The sequence below is a fragment of the Bradyrhizobium sp. genome (assembly GCF_035570375.1).
Classification (GTDB): Bacteria; Pseudomonadota; Alphaproteobacteria; order Rhizobiales; family Xanthobacteraceae; genus Bradyrhizobium.
In genome coordinates, this window is record NZ_DATMLW010000026.1 from 1 (window position 1) to 18,211 (window position 18,211).

General features: G+C 60.3%; 17 protein-coding genes and 1 pseudogene. 7 read left to right on the forward strand and 11 right to left on the reverse strand.

Annotated elements, in window-relative coordinates; all coding sequences use genetic code 11:
• From VNX23_RS03270 to VNX23_RS03285, 4 genes are all read right to left on the reverse strand, one after another.
• Positions 1 to 772: ABC transporter substrate-binding protein (locus tag VNX23_RS03270; RefSeq protein ID WP_325627744.1), on the reverse strand; the 772-nt coding region annotated here is incomplete at its 3' end.
• Positions 769 to 1,173 carry an ABC transporter substrate binding protein gene (locus tag VNX23_RS03275; RefSeq protein WP_325627745.1) on the reverse strand — a complete coding sequence of 135 codons (405 nt, stop codon included), beginning with the start codon at positions 1,171 to 1,173 and terminating at the stop codon, positions 769 to 771. The genes VNX23_RS03275 and VNX23_RS03270, both read right to left, overlap by 4 nt.
• A 335-nt stretch (positions 1,174 to 1,508) precedes the next feature.
• Positions 1,509 to 2,318: an outer membrane protein gene (locus VNX23_RS03280; protein WP_325627746.1), complete on the reverse strand. Its 810-nt coding sequence runs from the start codon at positions 2,316 to 2,318 to the stop codon at positions 1,509 to 1,511.
• Positions 2,319 to 2,639: 321 nt separating this feature from the next.
• Complete coding sequence (locus VNX23_RS03285) at positions 2,640 to 3,623, reverse strand: ABC transporter substrate-binding protein (RefSeq protein WP_325627747.1); 984 nt, start codon at positions 3,621 to 3,623, stop codon at positions 2,640 to 2,642.
• A 459-nt stretch (positions 3,624 to 4,082) separates the two neighbouring features.
• Between VNX23_RS03285 and VNX23_RS03290 the strand changes: the two genes are divergently transcribed.
• Positions 4,083 to 4,571, forward strand: a complete 489-nt coding sequence (locus VNX23_RS03290; protein WP_325627748.1) for a YkgB family protein — start codon at positions 4,083 to 4,085, stop codon at positions 4,569 to 4,571.
• Between the two features lie 192 nt (positions 4,572 to 4,763).
• On the opposite strand, the gene mazG is transcribed toward VNX23_RS03290, so the two are convergent.
• The 4 genes from mazG to nthA form a co-directional block, all read right to left on the reverse strand.
• Positions 4,764 to 5,612: a nucleoside triphosphate pyrophosphohydrolase gene (gene mazG, locus VNX23_RS03295; RefSeq protein ID WP_325627749.1), complete on the reverse strand. Its 849-nt coding sequence runs from the start codon at positions 5,610 to 5,612 to the stop codon at positions 4,764 to 4,766.
• A gap of 162 nt (positions 5,613 to 5,774) precedes the next feature.
• The gene (locus VNX23_RS03300) at positions 5,775 to 6,140 is read right to left on the reverse strand and encodes a nitrile hydratase accessory protein (protein WP_325627750.1); all 366 of its coding nucleotides are present in this window, start codon (positions 6,138 to 6,140) and stop codon (positions 5,775 to 5,777) included.
• A 180-nt stretch (positions 6,141 to 6,320) separates the two neighbouring features.
• A complete protein-coding gene (nthB, locus tag VNX23_RS03305) occupies positions 6,321 to 6,980 on the reverse strand; it encodes a nitrile hydratase subunit beta (protein WP_325627751.1) in 660 nt (219 codons plus the stop codon).
• The gene (gene nthA / locus VNX23_RS03310; RefSeq protein ID WP_325627752.1) at positions 6,980 to 7,603 is read right to left on the reverse strand and encodes a nitrile hydratase subunit alpha; all 624 of its coding nucleotides are present in this window, start codon (positions 7,601 to 7,603) and stop codon (positions 6,980 to 6,982) included. The genes nthB and nthA overlap by 1 nt, the downstream gene beginning before the upstream one ends.
• Positions 7,604 to 7,943: 340 nt before the next feature.
• Here nthA and VNX23_RS03315 point away from each other — a divergent pair, with 340 nt between their 5' ends.
• From VNX23_RS03315 to VNX23_RS03335, 5 genes and pseudogenes are all read left to right on the forward strand, one after another.
• Positions 7,944 to 8,933 (forward strand): amidohydrolase family protein, encoded by a 990-nt coding sequence (locus tag VNX23_RS03315; protein ID WP_325627753.1) that lies wholly within the window; start codon positions 7,944 to 7,946, stop codon positions 8,931 to 8,933.
• 37 nt (positions 8,934 to 8,970) lie between these two features.
• Positions 8,971 to 10,323 (forward strand): MFS transporter, encoded by a 1,353-nt coding sequence (locus VNX23_RS03320; RefSeq protein WP_325627754.1) that lies wholly within the window; start codon positions 8,971 to 8,973, stop codon positions 10,321 to 10,323.
• Between the two features lie 47 nt (positions 10,324 to 10,370).
• On the forward strand, positions 10,371 to 10,811 hold the full coding sequence (locus VNX23_RS03325) for a DoxX family protein (RefSeq protein ID WP_325627755.1): 441 nt from the start codon (positions 10,371 to 10,373) through the stop codon (positions 10,809 to 10,811).
• Between the two features lie 21 nt (positions 10,812 to 10,832).
• Entirely contained in the window at positions 10,833 to 11,567 is a 735-nt protein-coding gene (locus tag VNX23_RS03330) for a LamB/YcsF family protein (RefSeq protein ID WP_325627756.1), read from the forward strand.
• Between the two features lie 66 nt (positions 11,568 to 11,633).
• Positions 11,634 to 12,427 (forward strand): annotated as a pseudogene (locus tag VNX23_RS03335) (enoyl-CoA hydratase/isomerase family protein).
• A gap of 335 nt (positions 12,428 to 12,762) precedes the next feature.
• Here the strand turns inward: VNX23_RS03335 and VNX23_RS03340 are convergent.
• The gene (locus tag VNX23_RS03340) at positions 12,763 to 13,560 is read right to left on the reverse strand and encodes a hypothetical protein (RefSeq protein ID WP_325627757.1); all 798 of its coding nucleotides are present in this window, start codon (positions 13,558 to 13,560) and stop codon (positions 12,763 to 12,765) included.
• Here VNX23_RS03340 and VNX23_RS03345 point away from each other — a divergent pair.
• Complete coding sequence (locus tag VNX23_RS03345) at positions 13,559 to 14,779, forward strand: hypothetical protein (protein ID WP_325627758.1); 1,221 nt, start codon at positions 13,559 to 13,561, stop codon at positions 14,777 to 14,779. The two genes, VNX23_RS03340 and VNX23_RS03345, sit on opposite strands and share 2 nt — an antisense overlap.
• Before the next feature lie 282 nt (positions 14,780 to 15,061).
• Here the strand turns inward: VNX23_RS03345 and VNX23_RS03350 are convergent, their stop codons facing one another.
• Together VNX23_RS03350 and gspD are read right to left on the reverse strand one after the other, a co-directional pair.
• Positions 15,062 to 15,646, reverse strand: a complete 585-nt coding sequence (locus VNX23_RS03350) for a tetratricopeptide repeat protein (protein ID WP_325627759.1) — start codon at positions 15,644 to 15,646, stop codon at positions 15,062 to 15,064.
• A complete protein-coding gene (gspD, locus tag VNX23_RS03355) occupies positions 15,618 to 18,038 on the reverse strand; it encodes a type II secretion system secretin GspD (protein ID WP_325627777.1) in 2,421 nt (806 codons plus the stop codon). The genes VNX23_RS03350 and gspD overlap by 29 nt, the downstream gene beginning before the upstream one ends.
• Positions 18,039 to 18,211: the final 173 nt, after the last annotated feature.

Genomic DNA, 18,211 nt, shown 5'->3' on the forward strand with positions numbered 1-18,211 from the left:
GCGCGCCTGCCTCTGTGAAGGTCCGGGATGCAGTCATGGTGATAAGCCGCGACTTCATCGACAACTCTGCGAGTTGCTTTGAATTCGAAAAGAACAACGGGTCTGCAAGGATCAGAAGTACCCCTATTCGTTCCCGGGCGACAGTTTCGAATGCAGCTTCAAATTCAGATGGCTCCCGCACTTCGAGAAAGCGCAGTTGCAAGCCGAGCGCTTCAGACGCTTTCTTTGCTTCTTTCACTTGTTGGGTTTGGAACGTCACGTTGGTTGGATTGAACATCGCCGCGATATCGGTGCGGTCAGGTGCTACCAATTTTAGTAACTCTAGTTGTTTAGCGACAAGCGCGAGGGCCAGCGCGGATGTGCCTGTCACATTGCCCCCGGGGCGAGCGAGCGAAGCGGCAAGCCCTGCACCAACGGGATCGCCAACGCCCACCATCACGATGGGAATTGTGCTGGTCTGGTTTTTGGCGTCTTCGGCAGCCTTAGTAACGAACGCTACGATTACGTCCACCTTTAAACGGATCAGATCGGCGGCCAGTTCGGGAAGGCGGTCGTACTTTCCCTCTGCCCATCTGTATTCGAACCGAATATTACGTCCTTCGACATACCCAAGCCCCCGGAGTCCTTCGACCAGCCCGTCAACATAGCCTGTGTTCGGCCATTCGGGACTGAGCACGCCAACAACCGCGATCCCTGATCGCTGAGCACTAGCCGCAACGGGCATAGCGGCAACCGCGCCGCCGACGAGTGCGATGAACTGCCGCCGCTTCATTCGATCACCTCGTCGGCGCGGGCGAGCACCGTGGAAGGTATTTCGACGCCAAGCGCCTTTGCCGTCTTGAGATTGATGACGAGCTCGTACTTGGTCGGCGCCTGCACGGGCAGGTCGGCCGGTCGTTCGCCTTTGAGGATGCGATCGACGTAGCCAGCCGCTCGTCGGAACGGATCGACCGAATCCGGCCCGTAGGAGATCAAGCCGCCTTCGGCGGCGAAGTAGCGGTACGGATAGACCGCGGGCAATCGATGCCGGGATGCGATGTTGATGACCAATTCGTGGTGAGCGATCGCCGCCGGGTCCGGTGTCAAGATCAGGCCGCCATTTGGCTTAAGCGCGAACGCCGCGACGGCGCGTTCCATATCGCGGGCGTCGCCGCGCTTGCGACGATCGGCCACGCTGCCGCTGCACCTCCCAGCAGTGCGATAAACTCGCGCCGTCGCATTGTCTCCCCCGGAGACTAAGGCCGACCATCGAACGGCTCAAACTATCACATTTTCGGAGGTCAGGCGGCAGGTCTTAAGCGGCTGCCGATGTCCGAGTTGGGTCATTCTCGACCGAATGGGCGGGCCTTGCCTGCCAATTGATGTCCGCTTCTCTCCAAAAGCGACCGAAGCGCTGCTTTGCAGCGAAATGACGCGAAGGGCGAGAAACGGACATCAGCATGTTTGACGGCCCGCCCTAATAAAAAGCCCCGGTCGATGCCGGGGCTTCAGTCTTCGGGAAAGAACAATTAATAATTGGCGACGACTGGGCCGCCAAAGTGCCAGTTGAGACCAGCACGCGCGATCACTCCCCTGGCCGCGAACGTGCCACCTTCCCTAAAGCCCGGAGTGCATGTTGTTGCACCGGCCGGACAAGCGAAGACGGCGTTGATATTCCCCATGTCGTAGACGAGACCCTCGACCTTGGCGGAAAGGTTCCAATTGAAGGCATATTCGAGGCCAGCGCCGCCAATCACGCCTCCTCGCACCGTACTGGCGGTCGCAGGATAGATGAATCCGCTGGTGATAAAATTCGTCACTCCGGAGACAGATTCATGCCCGTAGATCGCGCCTCCCGTGATGTAGAGGAGAAGGCTCTGAGTCGGCAGAAATCCAACGCGGAAGCGTGTCGTGCCAAACCAGTCCATGTTGGCACTTGCGAGATAGCAGCAGGTCGGGCTCGCCAGGGAACCCAGCTGAGCTGTGGCGGAAGCCTTGATGTCCGACCACTGAATGTCCGTTTCGATACCGGCCAAGAAAATGCCACTCTGGATATTGTAGCCTGCCTCGCCGCCAACTAACCCGCCGCGTTGACTAATGATGCTGTTTTCAATGTTTAGCGTGCACCCAGAGCCGAAGGCCACGCCTGCCGGGTTGACGCACGTCCGGCCGCCAGTGCCTTGGTTCCATGCATAGCCCGCATCAGCCCCGATATAGAACCCGGTCCAGCTCCAAACCGGAGCCGGCGGAGGTGGCGCTTTAACTGGCATATCGGCCGCGAGTGCAGGAGTTCCCAGCAGAACTGCGAGAGCCGCGCTGACCATCAAAAGATTTTTCATGAAAAAATTCCCCAAACTGACCCACGCGGAAAGCTATGATTATGAACATATTAGCGAGGAAGGCGTCCCAAAGCTGTGACTTGGAAACCACAGTGGGCTTCCTTTAGGTATTGGTTGAAAGCTGTTGTTTTCCAGGCGCTCGAACATCATGGCTTGCCACGGCCTGATGGAGATTCCCGTCGTTCCCAAATGCCCGGTTCGGGTCAATCACGACTGATTCACCCAGTCTCGCCCAGCCATTGATGTCCGCTTCTCTCCAAAAGCGACCTGACTGCTGCGCCCACGCGAAATGACGCGAAGGGCCAAAAGGCGATATGCTCCTCATTCGATCACCTCGTCGGCGGTCGCAAGCAGCGCAGGTGGTACTTCGAGGCCCAGCGTCTTGGCTGTCTTCAGGTTGATCACCAACTCGTACTTATTGGGCGCTTGTACAGGAAGTTCGCTCGGCTTCGCGCCTTTGAGGATACGATCTACATACGTCGCTGCTCGCCTGTAGGTTTCACTCGTATTCGGGCCGTAAGAGGCAAGGCCGCCGCTTGTAACGCCATAGCGGAAAGCGTGGATCGCGGGCAAGCCATGGCTCAGTGCGACCGTATTGATCAATTCGTGATGGACCGCCGCAGATACCGATCCGGTCACGATCAAGCCGCCGTTCGGCTCGCGCGCGAATGTATCGATTGCGTGCTTCAATTCGCCAGCGTCACGTGGGTCGATCACGCTCAACTCCACCGCGGATGACGCCGCGGACTGGATTGCAGCGAACTGGCCGATCCCGGCGGCGATGGCTGGATCGCGAAGGACCGCTATCCGCGTCACGCGCGGCGCCATTTGTCTAAGCAGTTCGAGCCATTTCGCCGCTATGCTGTATTCGAACGAAGTAAATCCGGTGATGTTACTGCCCGGCCGCGCCATGCTTCTGACGTAACCCGCACCGACGGGGTCGATGACATTCGCAAATACAATGGGCACACTCCGAGTGATACGTTGCAGCGGTGCCACGGCCAGGCTGGTGGACGCCAGGATGACATCCGGGTTTAGCCCAACCAATTCTTCTGAATATTTGCGAGAGCGCTCAAGGTCGTCTCCGGCCCAACGGATCTCGATGCGAAGGTTGTCGCCCTCGTTCCAACCGAGTTTTTGCAATGCCTGCGTAAACGCGGCTAAGCGCGCCTGACCTTCGGAGGAGTCCGAGAAGAAACTCATCAGCGCCCCGATCCGCCGCATCCCAGTGGGCTGTTGCGCGCGAGCAGCGAACGGCCACATAGCTGCGCCGCCGAGAAGTGTGATGAACTCGCGCCGTCGCATTGTCTCCCCCGGAGACTAAGGCCGACCATCGAACGGCTCAAACTATCACATTTTAGGAGGTCAGGCGGCAGGTCTTAAGCGGCTGCCGATGTCCGAGTTGGGTCATTCTCGACCGAATGGGCGGGCCTTGCCCGTTAGTCGATGTCCGCTTCCCTCCGAAAGCGACCGCGGCGCCGCTCTGCAGCGAAATGACGCGAAGGGCCAGAAGCAGTCAACCCAGCCTTGTTCGACGTGTGCCCCCACAATAGCCGACATCAAATGGCTGCTGCGTTCGTCTGGTTAAGCCACAGCGGAAGTCGCTCGCCTGTCCGCCAGTCAAAATCTTCCGCGCGCATACACCTCATTGTGAGCTGGGGAACTGTAGATGAACGTAACGGCGGCGTTGCCCGTGCCGAAGAGGTAAGGAACGCGCTTCTACGCGCCAGATGAAATCAATCTGTATCAAGGAGAAGCTTTCACATGAAAACATCTTTCAATGTCGCGGAAAACGGAGGCGGGTCTTACCGTCTGCTGGCTATCCTCCGTTGGGTCATGGTTGTCATCTTCGTGTCGTTTGGCGTGCAAAAATTCACATTGCAGTCGGCACAGGGGATCGTTCAGTACATCAGCAACAGTCCGTTTGTCTCGTGGCTATCGGTATTCGGCTTCAGGGGAGAAGCGTATTTCCTCGGTACTGTCGAGTTTGCCATTGCCGCGCTGCTAGCGGCAGGTGCCTTCAGCCCGATCTTGTCAGCCGTCGGTTCGCTGATGGGCGTGGTTACGTTTGCGACCACGTGGTCATTCTTCTTCACGACGCCGGGGGTCGTTAAATGGAACTTATCGGCTGACCCAATAGCCTGGAATTTGACTGGCGAGTTTCTATTCAAAGATATCGTCTTGCTTTGCGTCTGTGCCGTGTTGTTCCTGGCCTCTTTGCCGCAGTCCGTTGTCCAATCACGGACTACCTAGAACTTACATGATGCTGCATTCGTCTCCGCCGAAGTTCACACCAAAAGAGTGATCGCCAGAATGTCCGGTGAGGGTCAAAAGGCGACATTCCCGCACCTTTAGCGCATTTCCGCTTTGCTCCGTCAGGCGCAGGGTTCGGAATCCATTTCTCCTGACATTTATGCGGTGCCATGGATTCCGGGTTCGCTCGTTTCACTCGCGCCCCGGAATCACGTAACTGGCAGGCCGTTCTTCGGCCTTCGCCTCGTTCCACAGCGAGTCCATCTCTTCGAGCGAAGCGCTCGAAAGCGAACGACCCCGCGAGGCCAGCGCGCGCTCGATGTAGCCAAAGCGGCGTTCGAATTTCGCGTTGGTGCCGCGCAGTGCCATTTCCGGATCGACCCCGACATGGCGGGCCATGTTGACCACGGCGAATAGAAGATCGCCGGTTTCGCTTTCAAGTTCGCTCGCATCGCCGCGCTCGAGCGCCGCCTCGATCTCGTCTGCCTCCTCGCGAATCTTGCGCAACACGGCGTGCGGATCATTCCAGTCGAAGCCGACGGTTGAGGCCTTGCGCTGCAACGCCATGGCGCGCGCCAACGCCGGCTGGCCTGCCTTGAGGTCCGACAACAGCGATTTGTGCGAATTTTCGACCGCCGGGCGGCGCGCGGCGCGCTCCACCTTCTCCTCGGCCTTGATCCGCTCCCACGCGCCCTTGACGTCGGAGGGGGTCAATCGTCCGTCCTGATCGGCAAAGACGTGCGGATGCCGTCGGATCATCTTGCGGGAAATTGCTTCCACCACGTCGCCGAAGTCGAATGCGTTCTGCTCTTCCGCCATGCGGGCATGAAACACGACCTGCAGCAGGAGATCGCCGAGCTCATCACGCAAATCGTCGAGATCGCCGCGCGCGATCGCATCGGCCACTTCGTAAGCTTCCTCGATGGTATAGGGGGCGATGGTCGCAAAATCCTGCTCGAGATCCCAGGGGCAGCCGCTGCCCGGCGTTCGTAACGACGCCATGATCTCGAGCAGGCGTGAAATATCGCGCGAATGGGTCATGATGCGGCACGGCCTCTGCGAAAGGGGGTCTTCAAGCCCTGTATGCCGCAATATCCGCCGCGATCCCAGCACAACGAACGCGGCGATCGATGGATTTCCACATATCGGCACGGTCAATCAGCACGGACTTTCGCCGGTGTTCCGATGACACAGGGCGCGCGCTCAAGGGCTGGACGAAAAATCCTCCGGCCATAACTCGATCGGAGAACCATGCGGCGTGCGGTCGGCGGCATGGTCCCAGGCATCGCGGTAGCGATGCTGGGTTTCGAGGCTAGCTACGCCCTTCGCCGCGATCAGCCTCTCAAGCGTGGCGAGCCAATGCCGGTAATAGGTTTCGCCGGTGTCGGGATCGCCGCTCGCCTGCGCGCGTTTGATTTCCTCTGCAAGCGCTGCGGCCCACTCGTTCCACGTGAAGACGCCGCGTTCATGAAGGCTCAGCGCCATCGCAAACGCCTGCGCTTCCCAGGGTTCGCGAAATACCGGCCCGTCATCGTCGCGCGGAATGTCTTTCACAACGCCAGTGTCCATTTTCCGAAGTTCGTGTTGCACTCAGCACCTACCCTTCACGAACTTCGGAAAGTCGGGGCATTAGCAAATATATGAGTCTGGTGCCGCTTTTCTGTTTGAAGTTCCTGGATCCAATTCGCCGCTTATGGTGCAGGAACTTCAAACAGGCGGCGCTTGTCGCGTGCGCCACTGCAGCATCCGTCATGCCGCCTCCAGATAGGGTTCGAACGCGTCGATCGAGACCTTAACCGTCGGATCGCTGTCCGCACCCCACAATTCGACGCCGTCGAAAACAACAGTGTAAAGCCATTGCGGGTTTTCGCCCGCTTCCACTGCCGCCGAATCCGGGAAGATGCTGCAGCCGAGGTTGCGCTCGACCACGCCGGCATGGCCGCGTACATAACGCGGCAGGCGGGTATGGGTTGCGGGGTGCATGTTCCTGGCCCGCACCCTGTCACCCGGCTTGAATCTCGCGGGCGCGGACGGTTCTCGCCCAAACTTGCCGCGCACCATGATGCGCTCGAGATCGTTGAGGGTGAATTTGCCGCGCTTGAGCGGTTTTGCCGGGCTTTCGGAATGGCCGGCCGCGACGTCGGCGGCCGAGATGAAGCCCTTGTCGATCAGCATATCCTGAAGACCAAGAAACCACTTCTGGTAGTACGTGCACGCCAGATAGATGTGGGGAGCCAGGCTTTCCCGGTAGTAGCGCGAGGTGTCGATATTGAACGCGCCGGCTGCGCCCATGGCGCGGACCATGGCCATTACGCGGCCTTCCCAGTCCTGATGAAAAACGGGCTCATTCGGCTCGGCCTCGACCTTGCCAAAACCGTCCATGCCGCCCATGTCGTGCACGCCGTTCACTATGGAACTCCCGGTGTTTTCGGAAATCCGGTGCCGATCATCGAATCCCGCGTCACGAGTTCGGCGAGCTGCTGTTCGCTCCAGCCGTCGGTGCCCGCGGGGCGCATCGGCAGCACCAGAAAACGGGTCTCGGCGGTCGAATCCCACACCCTGATTTCGGTTTCCTTTGGCAGCGTGATGCCAAAATCGGCGAGCACGCCGCGAGGATCCTTGACCGCGCGCGAGCGGTAGGGCGCAGCCTTGTACCAGACCGGCGGAAGCCCCAGCATTTCCCAAGGGTAACAGGAGCACAGCGTACAGACGACCATGTTGTGGCGCTGCGGCGTGTTTTCGACCGCAACCAGATGGTCGCCGACCCGGCTGACATGGCCGAGCGTGCCGACGGCCTTGGTCGCATCTTCGAGCAGGAGCCGCTTGAATGCGGGATCGGACCACGCCTTGGCGACAACACGCGCGCCATTATGAGGTCCGATCCTGGTCTCATAGGCCTGGATGATGGCATCGAGCGCCGCTGGCTCGACATAGCCCTTTTCCGTCAGGATGGTTTCGAGTGCGCGGACCCGTAACTCGGTCTCCGACAATTCCGAATGATCGTGGTGGTGCTGGTGATGGTGTTCGGTCATGGGCCTAACAAGGACATGCGAGAGCTCGATCCGGCCATTACGGCAGCGGCAAGGCCTCCGGTACGGCCTTTCAATCGCTCGTTGCAGACCGCTCGACACGCTTACGGCGACGCCGGACTGCCTGGCGATGGTCCCATTTTCGACGTCCCGCTCCAGCCGTCAAGCTTGTCCTTCAGCCGGGCGGGGTATTCGCCATCCCAGGAAGGGGAGAGGCGAAATCGCCGGCCACAAGCCCTTTGTAATGGCGGTATTACGTCTGCGCAGATTTGCAGCCTCGACCATTGACAAGTGATGGACCGGTTTGTCTGATCTCGCGCGGCGAAAAGGGGAGACCTCGGCGATGCAGGGAAAAGTGGCTCTCGAAGAGCATTTTGCCGTCGAGGAAACGCTCCAGGACAGCGCGGTGTTCTCGCCTGAGGCCGACTGGCCGGAGCTGAAAGCTCGCCTCCTCGATATCCACGACCGCCGCTTGCGGGAGATGGATGCGCACGGCATCGAAATGATGCTGCTTTCCCTCAATGCCCCGGCCGTGCAGGCGATACCCGATCGAATCAGGGCAGGGGAAATAGCCCGCCGCGCCAACGACTTTCTCGCCGACCAAATTCTGCGCCGGCCCGGCCGCTTTGGCGGATTTGCTGCGCTGCCGATGCAAAGCCCGGACCTTGCGGCGCGGGAGCTGGAGAGGTGCGTGCGTGAGCTCGGGTTCTGCGGCGCGCTTGTGAACGGCTTCAGCCAGCTCAGTGACGGCGCGTCCGGCGTTTATTACGACCTGAAGGCCTACTGGCCGTTTTGGGCGGAGGTCGAGCGACTTGACGTGCCGTTCTATCTTCATCCGCGAAATCCTCTGCCCAGGGATTCCGCCATCTACGAGGGGCACCGCTGGCTATTGGGCCCGACATGGGCTTTCGGACAGGAAACCGCCGTTCATGCGCTTCGGCTCATGGGATCGGGGTTGTTCGACGCCTATCCACGCCTCAACATCATCATCGGCCACATGGGCGAGGGGTTGCCGTTTTCGATGTGGCGGATCGACAATCGCAACAAGTGGATGAGCGAACAGAACCGCTATCCGGCCAAGCGGAAGATCGCGGATTATTTCCGGGAGAATTTCCACATCACGACCTCGGGCAATTTCCGCACGCAGACGCTGATCGACGCCATGCTGGAAATCGGGGTAGAGCGGATCCTTTTTTCGGCCGATTGGCCCTTCGAGAATATCGATCATGCGTCAGACTGGTTTGACGCTGCACCGATCGCGGAAACCGACCGTCAAAAAATCGGCCGCGACAATGCAAGAAAACTGTTCAAGCTCGATCGATCCAATCGATAGATGGTTCGGCCGCCGTCTGGCAAAAAAGGGGGATGCCGTGAGTTCGCAAACCGGAATCGACGTTCATGAAGAATTGGCGGGTGCGGCGGTTACCCCCCTGCACAAGGTGCTCGGCGTCCTGATCACGCTCATCACCCTGTTCGACGGATACGACACGTTCAATCCGGCCTATGTCATTCACTATGTGATGAAGCCGTGGGGATTGCTGCCGAGCCAAGCCGGGCTGCTGGTGAGCTCGGGGCTGATCGGCTTTCTGTTCGGTGCGATGGGACACGGAATGGCGGCAGACCGCTTTGGCCGCAGAAGCACGCTTCTGGCCGGCCTCTGGATCGTGAACGTGCTGACGCTTCTCACGGCATTGTTTGCCACCGATTTTGTCAGCTTCTGCATCTTGCGATTCATCACCGGCCTTGGACTCGGCATCCTGCTGCCGCTCGGCACCACCTACATCAACGAGCTCGCCCCACCACGTGTCAGTAACCGTTTCTCGCTTTGGGGCGTGACGCTGGGCTGGTCGCTCGGCGGGGTTTTCGCAAGCCTTGTCGGCGTATTTTTGACGCCTCGATTTGGCTGGCAGGTCCTCTACTACGTCGGGACATTGTCCATCCCCCTGACGTTGGTCGTGCACGCGGTGCTGCCGGAAAGCCCGAAGTTTCTGGCTTCCGCCGGCCGCATGGATGAGCTGCGCGCGCTTCTTTCGCGGCTACGTCCGGAACGAAAGGGTGTTTACGAGAACGCCCCGCTTCGCACCACTGAGGAACCGGCAAGGCACAATACGATCGCTGCGCTCCTGGCACCGCGCTATCGGCGCGTCTCGCTGACGATCTGGGCCACTGCGTTTCTCAGCCTGTTCGCGATTTTCGGGCTGGTCGGATGGATTCCAACCGTCATGATCAGGCGCGGTGAAACCTTTGCCGCTTCCTTTGGCTTCGGCGCCCTGATGCAGGCGACCTCCTTCTTCGGCGGGCTTGCGCTTGCGATGCTGGCCGATCGCGGGATTGCCAGTACGCCGCGGGTGCTCGGCATCTGGTTTGTGGTTGGGGGACTTGCCGTCGGCTCGCTGGTGTTTGTCAATTGGCACGGGTTCAATCTGGCAATCGTTGCCGTGGCCGGTTTTTGCATCATCGGTGCCCAGCACGTGCTCAATAATTTCACTGCCAACTCCTACGAAACCGGATTTCGCGCCAGCGGAGTGGGGATGGAACTGGGGGTAGGGCGGGTCGGGGCCATTCTCGGACCCTATGTCATCGGCCTGCTGCAGCAGGCGACCGGCGGGCCCGAACCCGTGTTTTGGGCAATCGGTGGGGCGGCCGTCGTTGCGGCACTCGTGATCGGCTCGCTTGCGATGCAAACCAGCGTGGCAGGGGTCGGGTTGGCGGCTGCGGAGTGACCAGCGGCCAGGAAATCATCGGGGTTTGATCAAATGGGGAGAACGGCATGACTGCGAAGGAATTGAATGCGCAAGCCGAGGGGCTGCAGGGATACGTCTTGCTGGCGATGCGGCTGTTGGTTGCGCCCCTCTTCGTTTACAGCGGTGTTGGCAAGATTCTCGCCTTCAGCGTCACGGCGTCACGACTTCCGGGCGGTGCAGAAGGACTGGGCATGTTGCTGGCGGCAGGCGCCATCATCGTCGAGTTGGGTTGCTCGACGGCCCTCGTGCTGGGAATCTGGACCCGCTGGGCATCCCTCATCCTGATTGCCTTCACGGTCGCAGCGACATTGATGTTTCATAACTTTTGGGCGTCGCCAGCGCCGCAGGTCCAGGTCCAGACCATCAATTTTCTCAAAAATCTTGGCTTGATCGGCGCCTTCGCCATGATCGCGGCATTCGGCCCCGGCCCCTTCTCGCTGGAAGAGAGATGGCGGCGGGGCGCGTGATCTCCTGAAAGGGAAGATGAGTTGGCGACCATCAACTGCGATATGGGCGAGGCGTTCGGCCTCTACCGGATCGGCGATGACGAAGCGCTGATGCCGCTGATTTCGGTTGCCAACGTGGCCTGCGGTTTCCACGCTTCCGATTTCAACCACATGCGCAAGACAGTGCGGCTGGCGAAGCGTCACGGCGTCAAGGTCGGCGCGCATCCCTCGCTTCCCGATCTTCAAGGCTTCGGCCGTCGCGAAATGAAGATGTCGCGGGAGGAGCTGGCCAACTGCATCATCTATCAGGTGGGGGCGCTGAAAGGCTTCCTCGATGCCGAAGGCCTCGCGCTCAACCACATCAAGCCCCACGGCGCGCTCTACGGCATGGCGGCGAGGGACGAGGCAGTAGCTCACGCCATTTGTGACGCCGCGGACATCTTCAAGACGCCGATCATGGGGATGATCGGCACGCAGCATGAGATCGTGTACACCGCCCGCGGCCATATCTTGATTGCGGAATTTTATGCCGACCTCGAATATCGCGGCGACGGCAGCCTGATCATCACGGCCGAACACAAACCCGTCGATCCGGCCCAAGCGGCTTGGCGCTGCTTGCGCGCGATCGCGGAAGGCAAGACGGCGAGCGTCAACGGCAGCGATGCTCCCGTTCGCGCCGATTCAATCTGCGTTCATTCGGACACGCCGAATGCTGTTGAAGTGGCCCGTACGGTGCGCGATGCGTTGATGACGCGATCGCAAGAGCACAAAACCTGACTTGCGGTGCGAACTGCGGCTTGCTTTCTTTCGTTGGTGTTGGACGAGACTGGAAAGGAGGCACCCTTGGCCAGCTTTGTGACGATCGAAAAGGGCTTGGGGCCGGAGGGGCGCATCGCGGTCGTACGCTTCGATCGCGGCGACGGCATCAACGCGCTGTCGCCAGAGGCCTTGCGTCAGCTGACCGATGCGGCGCGGTCGTTCGAAGATGATGGCGACACGTCGGTCGTCGTGCTGACCGGGAGCGCCAAAGCGTTCAGCGCCGGCTTCGATCTAAAAGACCCGGAAGGCCGTTCGCGCCGTACCATGGATATCGGCTCGCTGCGCCGGCACCTGAAACTCGGGCCGCGGCTCAGCCGCGCCTGGCAGGAGATGGAGCAGATCACGATCGCAGCCATCGAAGGATTTTGCATTGGCGGCGGCGTGGCGCTTGCCGTCGCGCTCGATTTTCGCATCATGGCCCGCGACGCCCATATTCGCGTGCCCGAGATCGGGCGAGCTGGCAGAGCATTCCGCGCCTGCTGCATTTGATTGGGCCGGCCCGCACCAAGCAGGCGGTGATCCTTGCGGATCACCGCATCACGTCCGCGCAGGCCTATGAGTGGGGTCTGGTGGAGGAAGTAGCCGAGCCCGGCAAAGCCTTTGAGGCCGCAATGGCGTTGGCAACAAAGGTCGCCGCGCAACCACCGATCTCTGTGGCCATGACCAAGTTGACCGTCAATCGCCTGGCGCACGCGTTCGACGATTTGGCCAGCCACATGGACATCGACCAGTTTGCGCTGGCGAGTTTGACAGATGATCACAAGGAAGGCGTCGCGGCGTTTTTGGAGCGGCGCAAGCCGCGCTTCAGGGGACGCTAAAATTGACCCAACGACACGCAGCGGAATGTTCAGCGGATAGCGAGCCTTAAGAAATCAGACGCAACCAGAGCCTGGCGGATTCTCGCCACGCTAGTGATTCAGTTCCCAACGCGATAGTTGTCAACATCATGACAGTTTTTCTGCGGAACTGGCTCGCTTGCCGGCAATACGCGACGGCGATTCACGTGCGTAACGCTCAAAAAGTCATCGTCGTGTCAAGTCACCGCAACATGGCGCAACGTAATCTGCTGCCGTCGGCAATTTTCTTTTTTTCGAACGCCGACGTTGGGAGAGAACGATGGAAAAATCGAGACCTTGGTTGGGGGGCGCCCCAATTACCTTAACAACAGAGTTGTTTCGGTCGGATCGAAGCCCGGAAAGCCCGGATTGCCATGGCTGTCGGCAATTGGCTTGCCATCCATATCGAGGACCACCTTGCTGCCCACGATTGCCGGTGCAACATTCGCGTTGCCGAACAGCGCGTTGAAGCCAACATAGCCGCCCGGTTCGTCAGGCAGCAGGTCTGGCTTGGGATTGCCGCCGCGGTTGCACACCGAGCTGGCCCCTTGCGCGCAGTGAATCGCGATGCCTTCGAAATCAGCCGTCGCCAGGGTGCGGTTGGTAGCGGCTTCCTGTCCTTCCGGCGAGTTCGGCCCGAACACCGTGTTGACGTCGGCCGGGATACTTTCGAACTCGATATTGGCCGTGGAGAAACCGCCAACGTCGCAGCCCGCACGGGTGAAGGGGACCCAGGGAGCTGGGGCAATCTTGCCCTTTTCATTGATCATTTGCGCATTGCCATCCGCGCTCGCGCCCGTCCAGTACAGGAACGAGCTCTGGAAGCCGACCGAGCCGTCGTTCCTGAAGAAGCCGTAGCTGTTGGCAACCGTCCAGCCGAACCGATCGCCATATAGACCGGTCAGCGTCGTGACGATGTCCTGGGCGGTGTGCGAAATGAGTGGCGTAAAATGAGTGCCGCTGACGGTGCCGTTATCCTGCAGGAAGTTCAACAGATGCGGCATCTGCTCAAGATCCGACGGCACGTTCGGATTGTCACGGCGCAAATGGACGTTATCAAACGTCAGAAAAACAACGCGCTTGGCGTCGCAGTCACTGGGCTCTGTGGCGGCCATGCTGGAAGCAGGTGTTCCCGTTGTCTATTTCTATATTTCCGATGCTCATGACAACGAACTCGGTCCGTCTTTGAGCCCCAAAAGCACGTTTGGTCCTGGTGAAGCGCCCTACGTCCAACAGCTGAAGATCTATGATGAGGCGTTCGCGAAATTCTTCGATCGCCTCGCCAAGGACGGCATCACCAAGGAGAACACGCTTTTTGTCGTAACCGCCGATGAGAACGATCACTTTGTTGGCAGTGCCCCGAGCCCGGCCAACTGCGACGGCGTCAACGTGCCGTGCACCTACACCCATGTCGGCGAAATCGACACCTTCATGGACCGGCTGCTTTTGACCCAACGACAGAACACGACGCCTTTCCTGATTCACTCCGACGACGCGCCGACCTTCTATATCAACGGCAATCCCGGACCGACAGATCCAGTGACGCGGACGCTGGAGCACGATGTCAACGCCCTCACTGTCGTTAATCCGATCACTGGTAACAACGACAGGCTGTCGGCTCTGCTCGCCGACCGGGCGGAAATGAAGCTCCTGCACATGGTGCCGTTTGTTGCGGACCGCGTGCCGACCTTCACCATGTTCGGCAACGATAACTATTTTAACGAGACAGCGAGCGTCGCGAACGGCAAGGGCAAGGATTGCTCTCAGCCTCCTGCCTGCGTTTCCGAGGAGACGGGCTTTGCCTGGAACCACGGCGACTTCCAGAAGCAGATCACCCGGACCTGGTTCGGCATGGTCGGCCCCGGCGTGGCGAAGCAAGGCCGGTTTGATGGCGTGTTCTCCGATCACACCGATCTGCGTCCGACGGTCATGGCGCTTGTCGGCCTGAAGGAGAGCTACGTCCATGACGGCCGGGTGCTGGTCGAGAACCTTGAAGCCCATGCGCTGCCGGACTCCTTGAGCGATAGCCTTTCCGCCTACACCGCTCTGGCTCAGGCCTACAAGCTGATCAACGCCACCAAGGGTCAGCTTGGCGTCAACAGCCTGGTTGCCGCCAACCGGGCCATCACCAGCGACGACGCCACCTACAACAAGTTCCTGACCACGATTGGGGCGATCACCGATCAGCGGAATGCGTTGGCGGGCCAGATGATAGGTCTGCTTGACGGCGCGGCGTTCGGGAACAAGCCCATTCACTCTGGCGATACGGTGGAGGATCTCGTCCAGCAGGCGCGGAAGCTGAACGACAAGGTCGAGGACATGGCGGGACACTAGGATTCCGCGATCTCTCCGTCAAACTTCGAAGAAGCCCGCCGGCACCGCCGGCGGGCTTCGCATTTGCATCTCTCAATTCCGCCAGTCGCCGGTGCCCTGCGCCTTTGGCCCCGATTGAGCGTATGCGGACGAGGTTTTTCTATGTGCGCTCTTCCGAGCTCTATGCGCGCTCTTCCGAAGCCAGAGCGGAAGTTGTCACGACGGGATCGACGGCGGCCTTTGCCTGCAACTTCGCGACGATGGCCGAGTGCTGCATTTTCCGGCCCAAGCTGCCGGGAGACTTCACCAGGTAACCGGCGCCCATAACAGGGCGAGCCGCTGACCTTCGGCGATCTGGGCCGTCGTCATCTTCGAGGCCACCGCATCGCGAAGCCTGCGATAATAATCAGCCTGGCGGCCGGAAGCGCTCGCTGCGGCGAGGTTTAGCCAGGTGTAGGAAAGAATCACACTGTGCGGCACCCCGTGACCCTTGTCATAACTGAGGCCGAGCCGGCTCCGTCCAAAGGCGTCGCCCTGCGCGGCTGCGCTCTGATAAAGATCGGCGGCCGCGACGTAGTTCTGCGGCACGCCGAACCCGTTTTCATACATGAATCCGAGTTGCGCCTGCGCGCGGGCATCGCCGCGCGCTGCCGCCGGAATGAGTTCGCGGACCGCACGCGCATAGTCACCTCTGGAATAGGCGGCGACTCCACGGACCTGCCCATCGGCGCGCGCCGGATTCATCGTTGCAGCGCCAATCAGGACGAGCGCCGACATCATCGCCAACGCGCCGTGTTTCGGTGCGCTCGGCTTCGCGGAAAATCGAGCGGGAGCGCGGCGTGGCAGTTGCAGGGCGGCATCAATGAAGGACTGGGACGCGCGGTTCATTGGCAATACTCGAATTGATGCTGCCGCGGAGCTTTGACCGAAGCTCTTCGGCAACCGTATGGGCATCGAGGCTGTCCCGGATGATCTGGGGACGGATAAAGATAATCAATTCCGTGCGGGTCAAGGTGTTGTCCTGGTGAGAGAAGGCATCGCCCAGGCCCGGAATGGCATCGAGCACGGGAATGCCGTTCCGATTGAGACTGCGTTGTTCGCTGATCAATCCGGCCAACAGGACCGTCTGGCCGTTGGCGACGGAAATCGAGCTTTTGACCCTTCGCTCGGAGACGGTCGGAGTTAAACTCGTCGCAGTTTGCGGCGACACGTTGCTGATTTCCTGCTCGACGTCGAGCCTGACGGTTCCGTTGACGCTGATGCGCGGAGACACACGCAGGATCACGCCCGTGTTGCGATAATCGATTGTATTGACGACAGTGTTGTTCGTCGTCAACACCGTGGCGCTGCCGGTGGAGACCGGAACGACGTCGCCGACCTGAAGCGTTGCGACCTGGTTGTTGACCACCACCAGAGAGGGATTCGACAACACCTTGACGCCGGTGACGGTGTGCAATGCGTCAAGAATGGCGCTTGGTTGCGCTTCCGGGCCGATCAGGAAATTGAACCCGGGGAGGGCACGGTTGATGAGAGCGTTGACCACCGTGCTGGTCGCGCTGGTGGTTGTCGCATTGCTCGAGTTGGTGCCGGTGCTCGTCGAGGTGGTTGTAGAGGAGACGCCGGGCGCACCAGTGGACTGGGTGTTGACGATGGAGCCCCGGTCGGGCCTGAGTCCCAGATTTTTGCTGGTCAGGAAAAACTGGACGCCATAGGCGAGTTCGTCATTGAGCGTGACTTCCGCAATGGTCGCGTCGATGGCGACCTGAAGCTGCGGCTGATCCAGCTTTTGCAGCGTCGATTCGATGATCCGGTAGTTGCCCTGATCGGCATAGATCAGCAGGGTGTTGTTGACGGTGTCCGCAGTGATGCGGACGCCCTGCAGCAATGGTTGGCCGTTGCCGGTGCCGCCAGGGCCGCCGGTGCCTCGGTTGCTGTCGAGCGTCGCCCCGTTTGCGGCAGCCGATGCGACGGCCGCAGGCGTGCCAAAGGCGGAATTGCCGCTTGAGCCACTGCGCGAGCCAAGGCCGCCGCCAAACCCGCCTGATGCCCCAAAGCCACCGGACGAGGAAGACGACGTGCCGCTGTTGTTGTTGTTGTTCAGAGAGAGACGATCGCTGGCCGAGGCATACAGTCCCGAGCCAGGTGCGATTTGGCCCTCGGGGCTGTCGAGCAGGCTGCCGCCGCCCGCGGATGAGCCGCCGGTGAACATGTCGGTCAAAACGCGCGCGATCTGGCGGGCTTCCCCGTACTTCACCCGGTAAACATGAACACTGGTTCTCGAGCTGTCCGCACGATCGAGACGCTTGATCCAGGTCGAAGCGGTTTGCAGCAATGCAGGCTTCTTGCTGACCACCATGACCGCGTTGAGTCGGGCCACCGGCTGAAACTTGATCATATTTTGGCTCAGGCCATTCTCGCCGGAGTCCACGATCTTTTCGAGCTCGGCGATGACGGGTTCGGGTCCACTGTTGACGACCGGGTAGATTCCGACCGACTGACCGCGCAGCCAGTCGACGTCAAAGCTCAGAGCCGTTTCGACTGCGGTGCGACGCTCCGCGCCGGTACCCTGGATCAGAAGAAGGTTGCGCGCGGTGTCGGCGCGCACCGTGCCGGGTTTGGTGGCAAAACTGTCCATCAGCTTCAGCAGCGTCTGCGCCGATACGTATTGCAGCGGCACCACCGACACCCCGAACCCCGGTTCGGGGCTTGCGGCCGCGGCATCGACCCGGCCCGCGCCGACCGCATCGCCAAGTGGCGTCAGCCGATAGCCCGCGGTGTCGCGCACCAGCACGACGCCGCTGATCCGCAGGGCATTTTCGAGAACAAAGACGATGTCGGATTTGGCAACCGGGCGCACCGAAACGAGGCTAACTGTACCCTGGACCCGTGGATCGATCGTGTAACCCGTCTGCATGATATCGCCGAGCACCACCTTGGCCACGGTCGCAACGGGCGTGTTCTCGAAATTGAGTTCAAAGCCAGCACCGCTTGCCACCGGCTGGGGGCGCGCTTCGGCGATATCCTGCACCTCGGTGCCCTGAAATACGGCCGGCTGGGATCGCTGGCGGGTATCCGTCGCCGACGTCCCCCCCTGCTGCGGATAACGCGGCAGGATGTCCAGCGAGCGAACCTTGTCGATCACGTCGATGTTGGGGTCGCCGTTGGTGCGTAAGGTAGCCGAGCTGCAGGACGCCAACGCAACGACGGACAACAATACGATAGCAATACAAATGTTGCGACCGACCGACGGGAAAAATCCCCGGTTGCCGACACCTACCATGTTTCCGCCGTCCCAAACTGACTTGAGCCCAGAAATCCGCTGGCAGGATTTGAGCCGAAGGGCAAGTCTTACCGTCAGAACATGACAGAAATAATTGAGCGCGTGGTCATCTGGCCGATCGGCAACCGCGACCGGATTGATCTTGTGAGCGGACAGCCGCTCGCGCTTCGTAA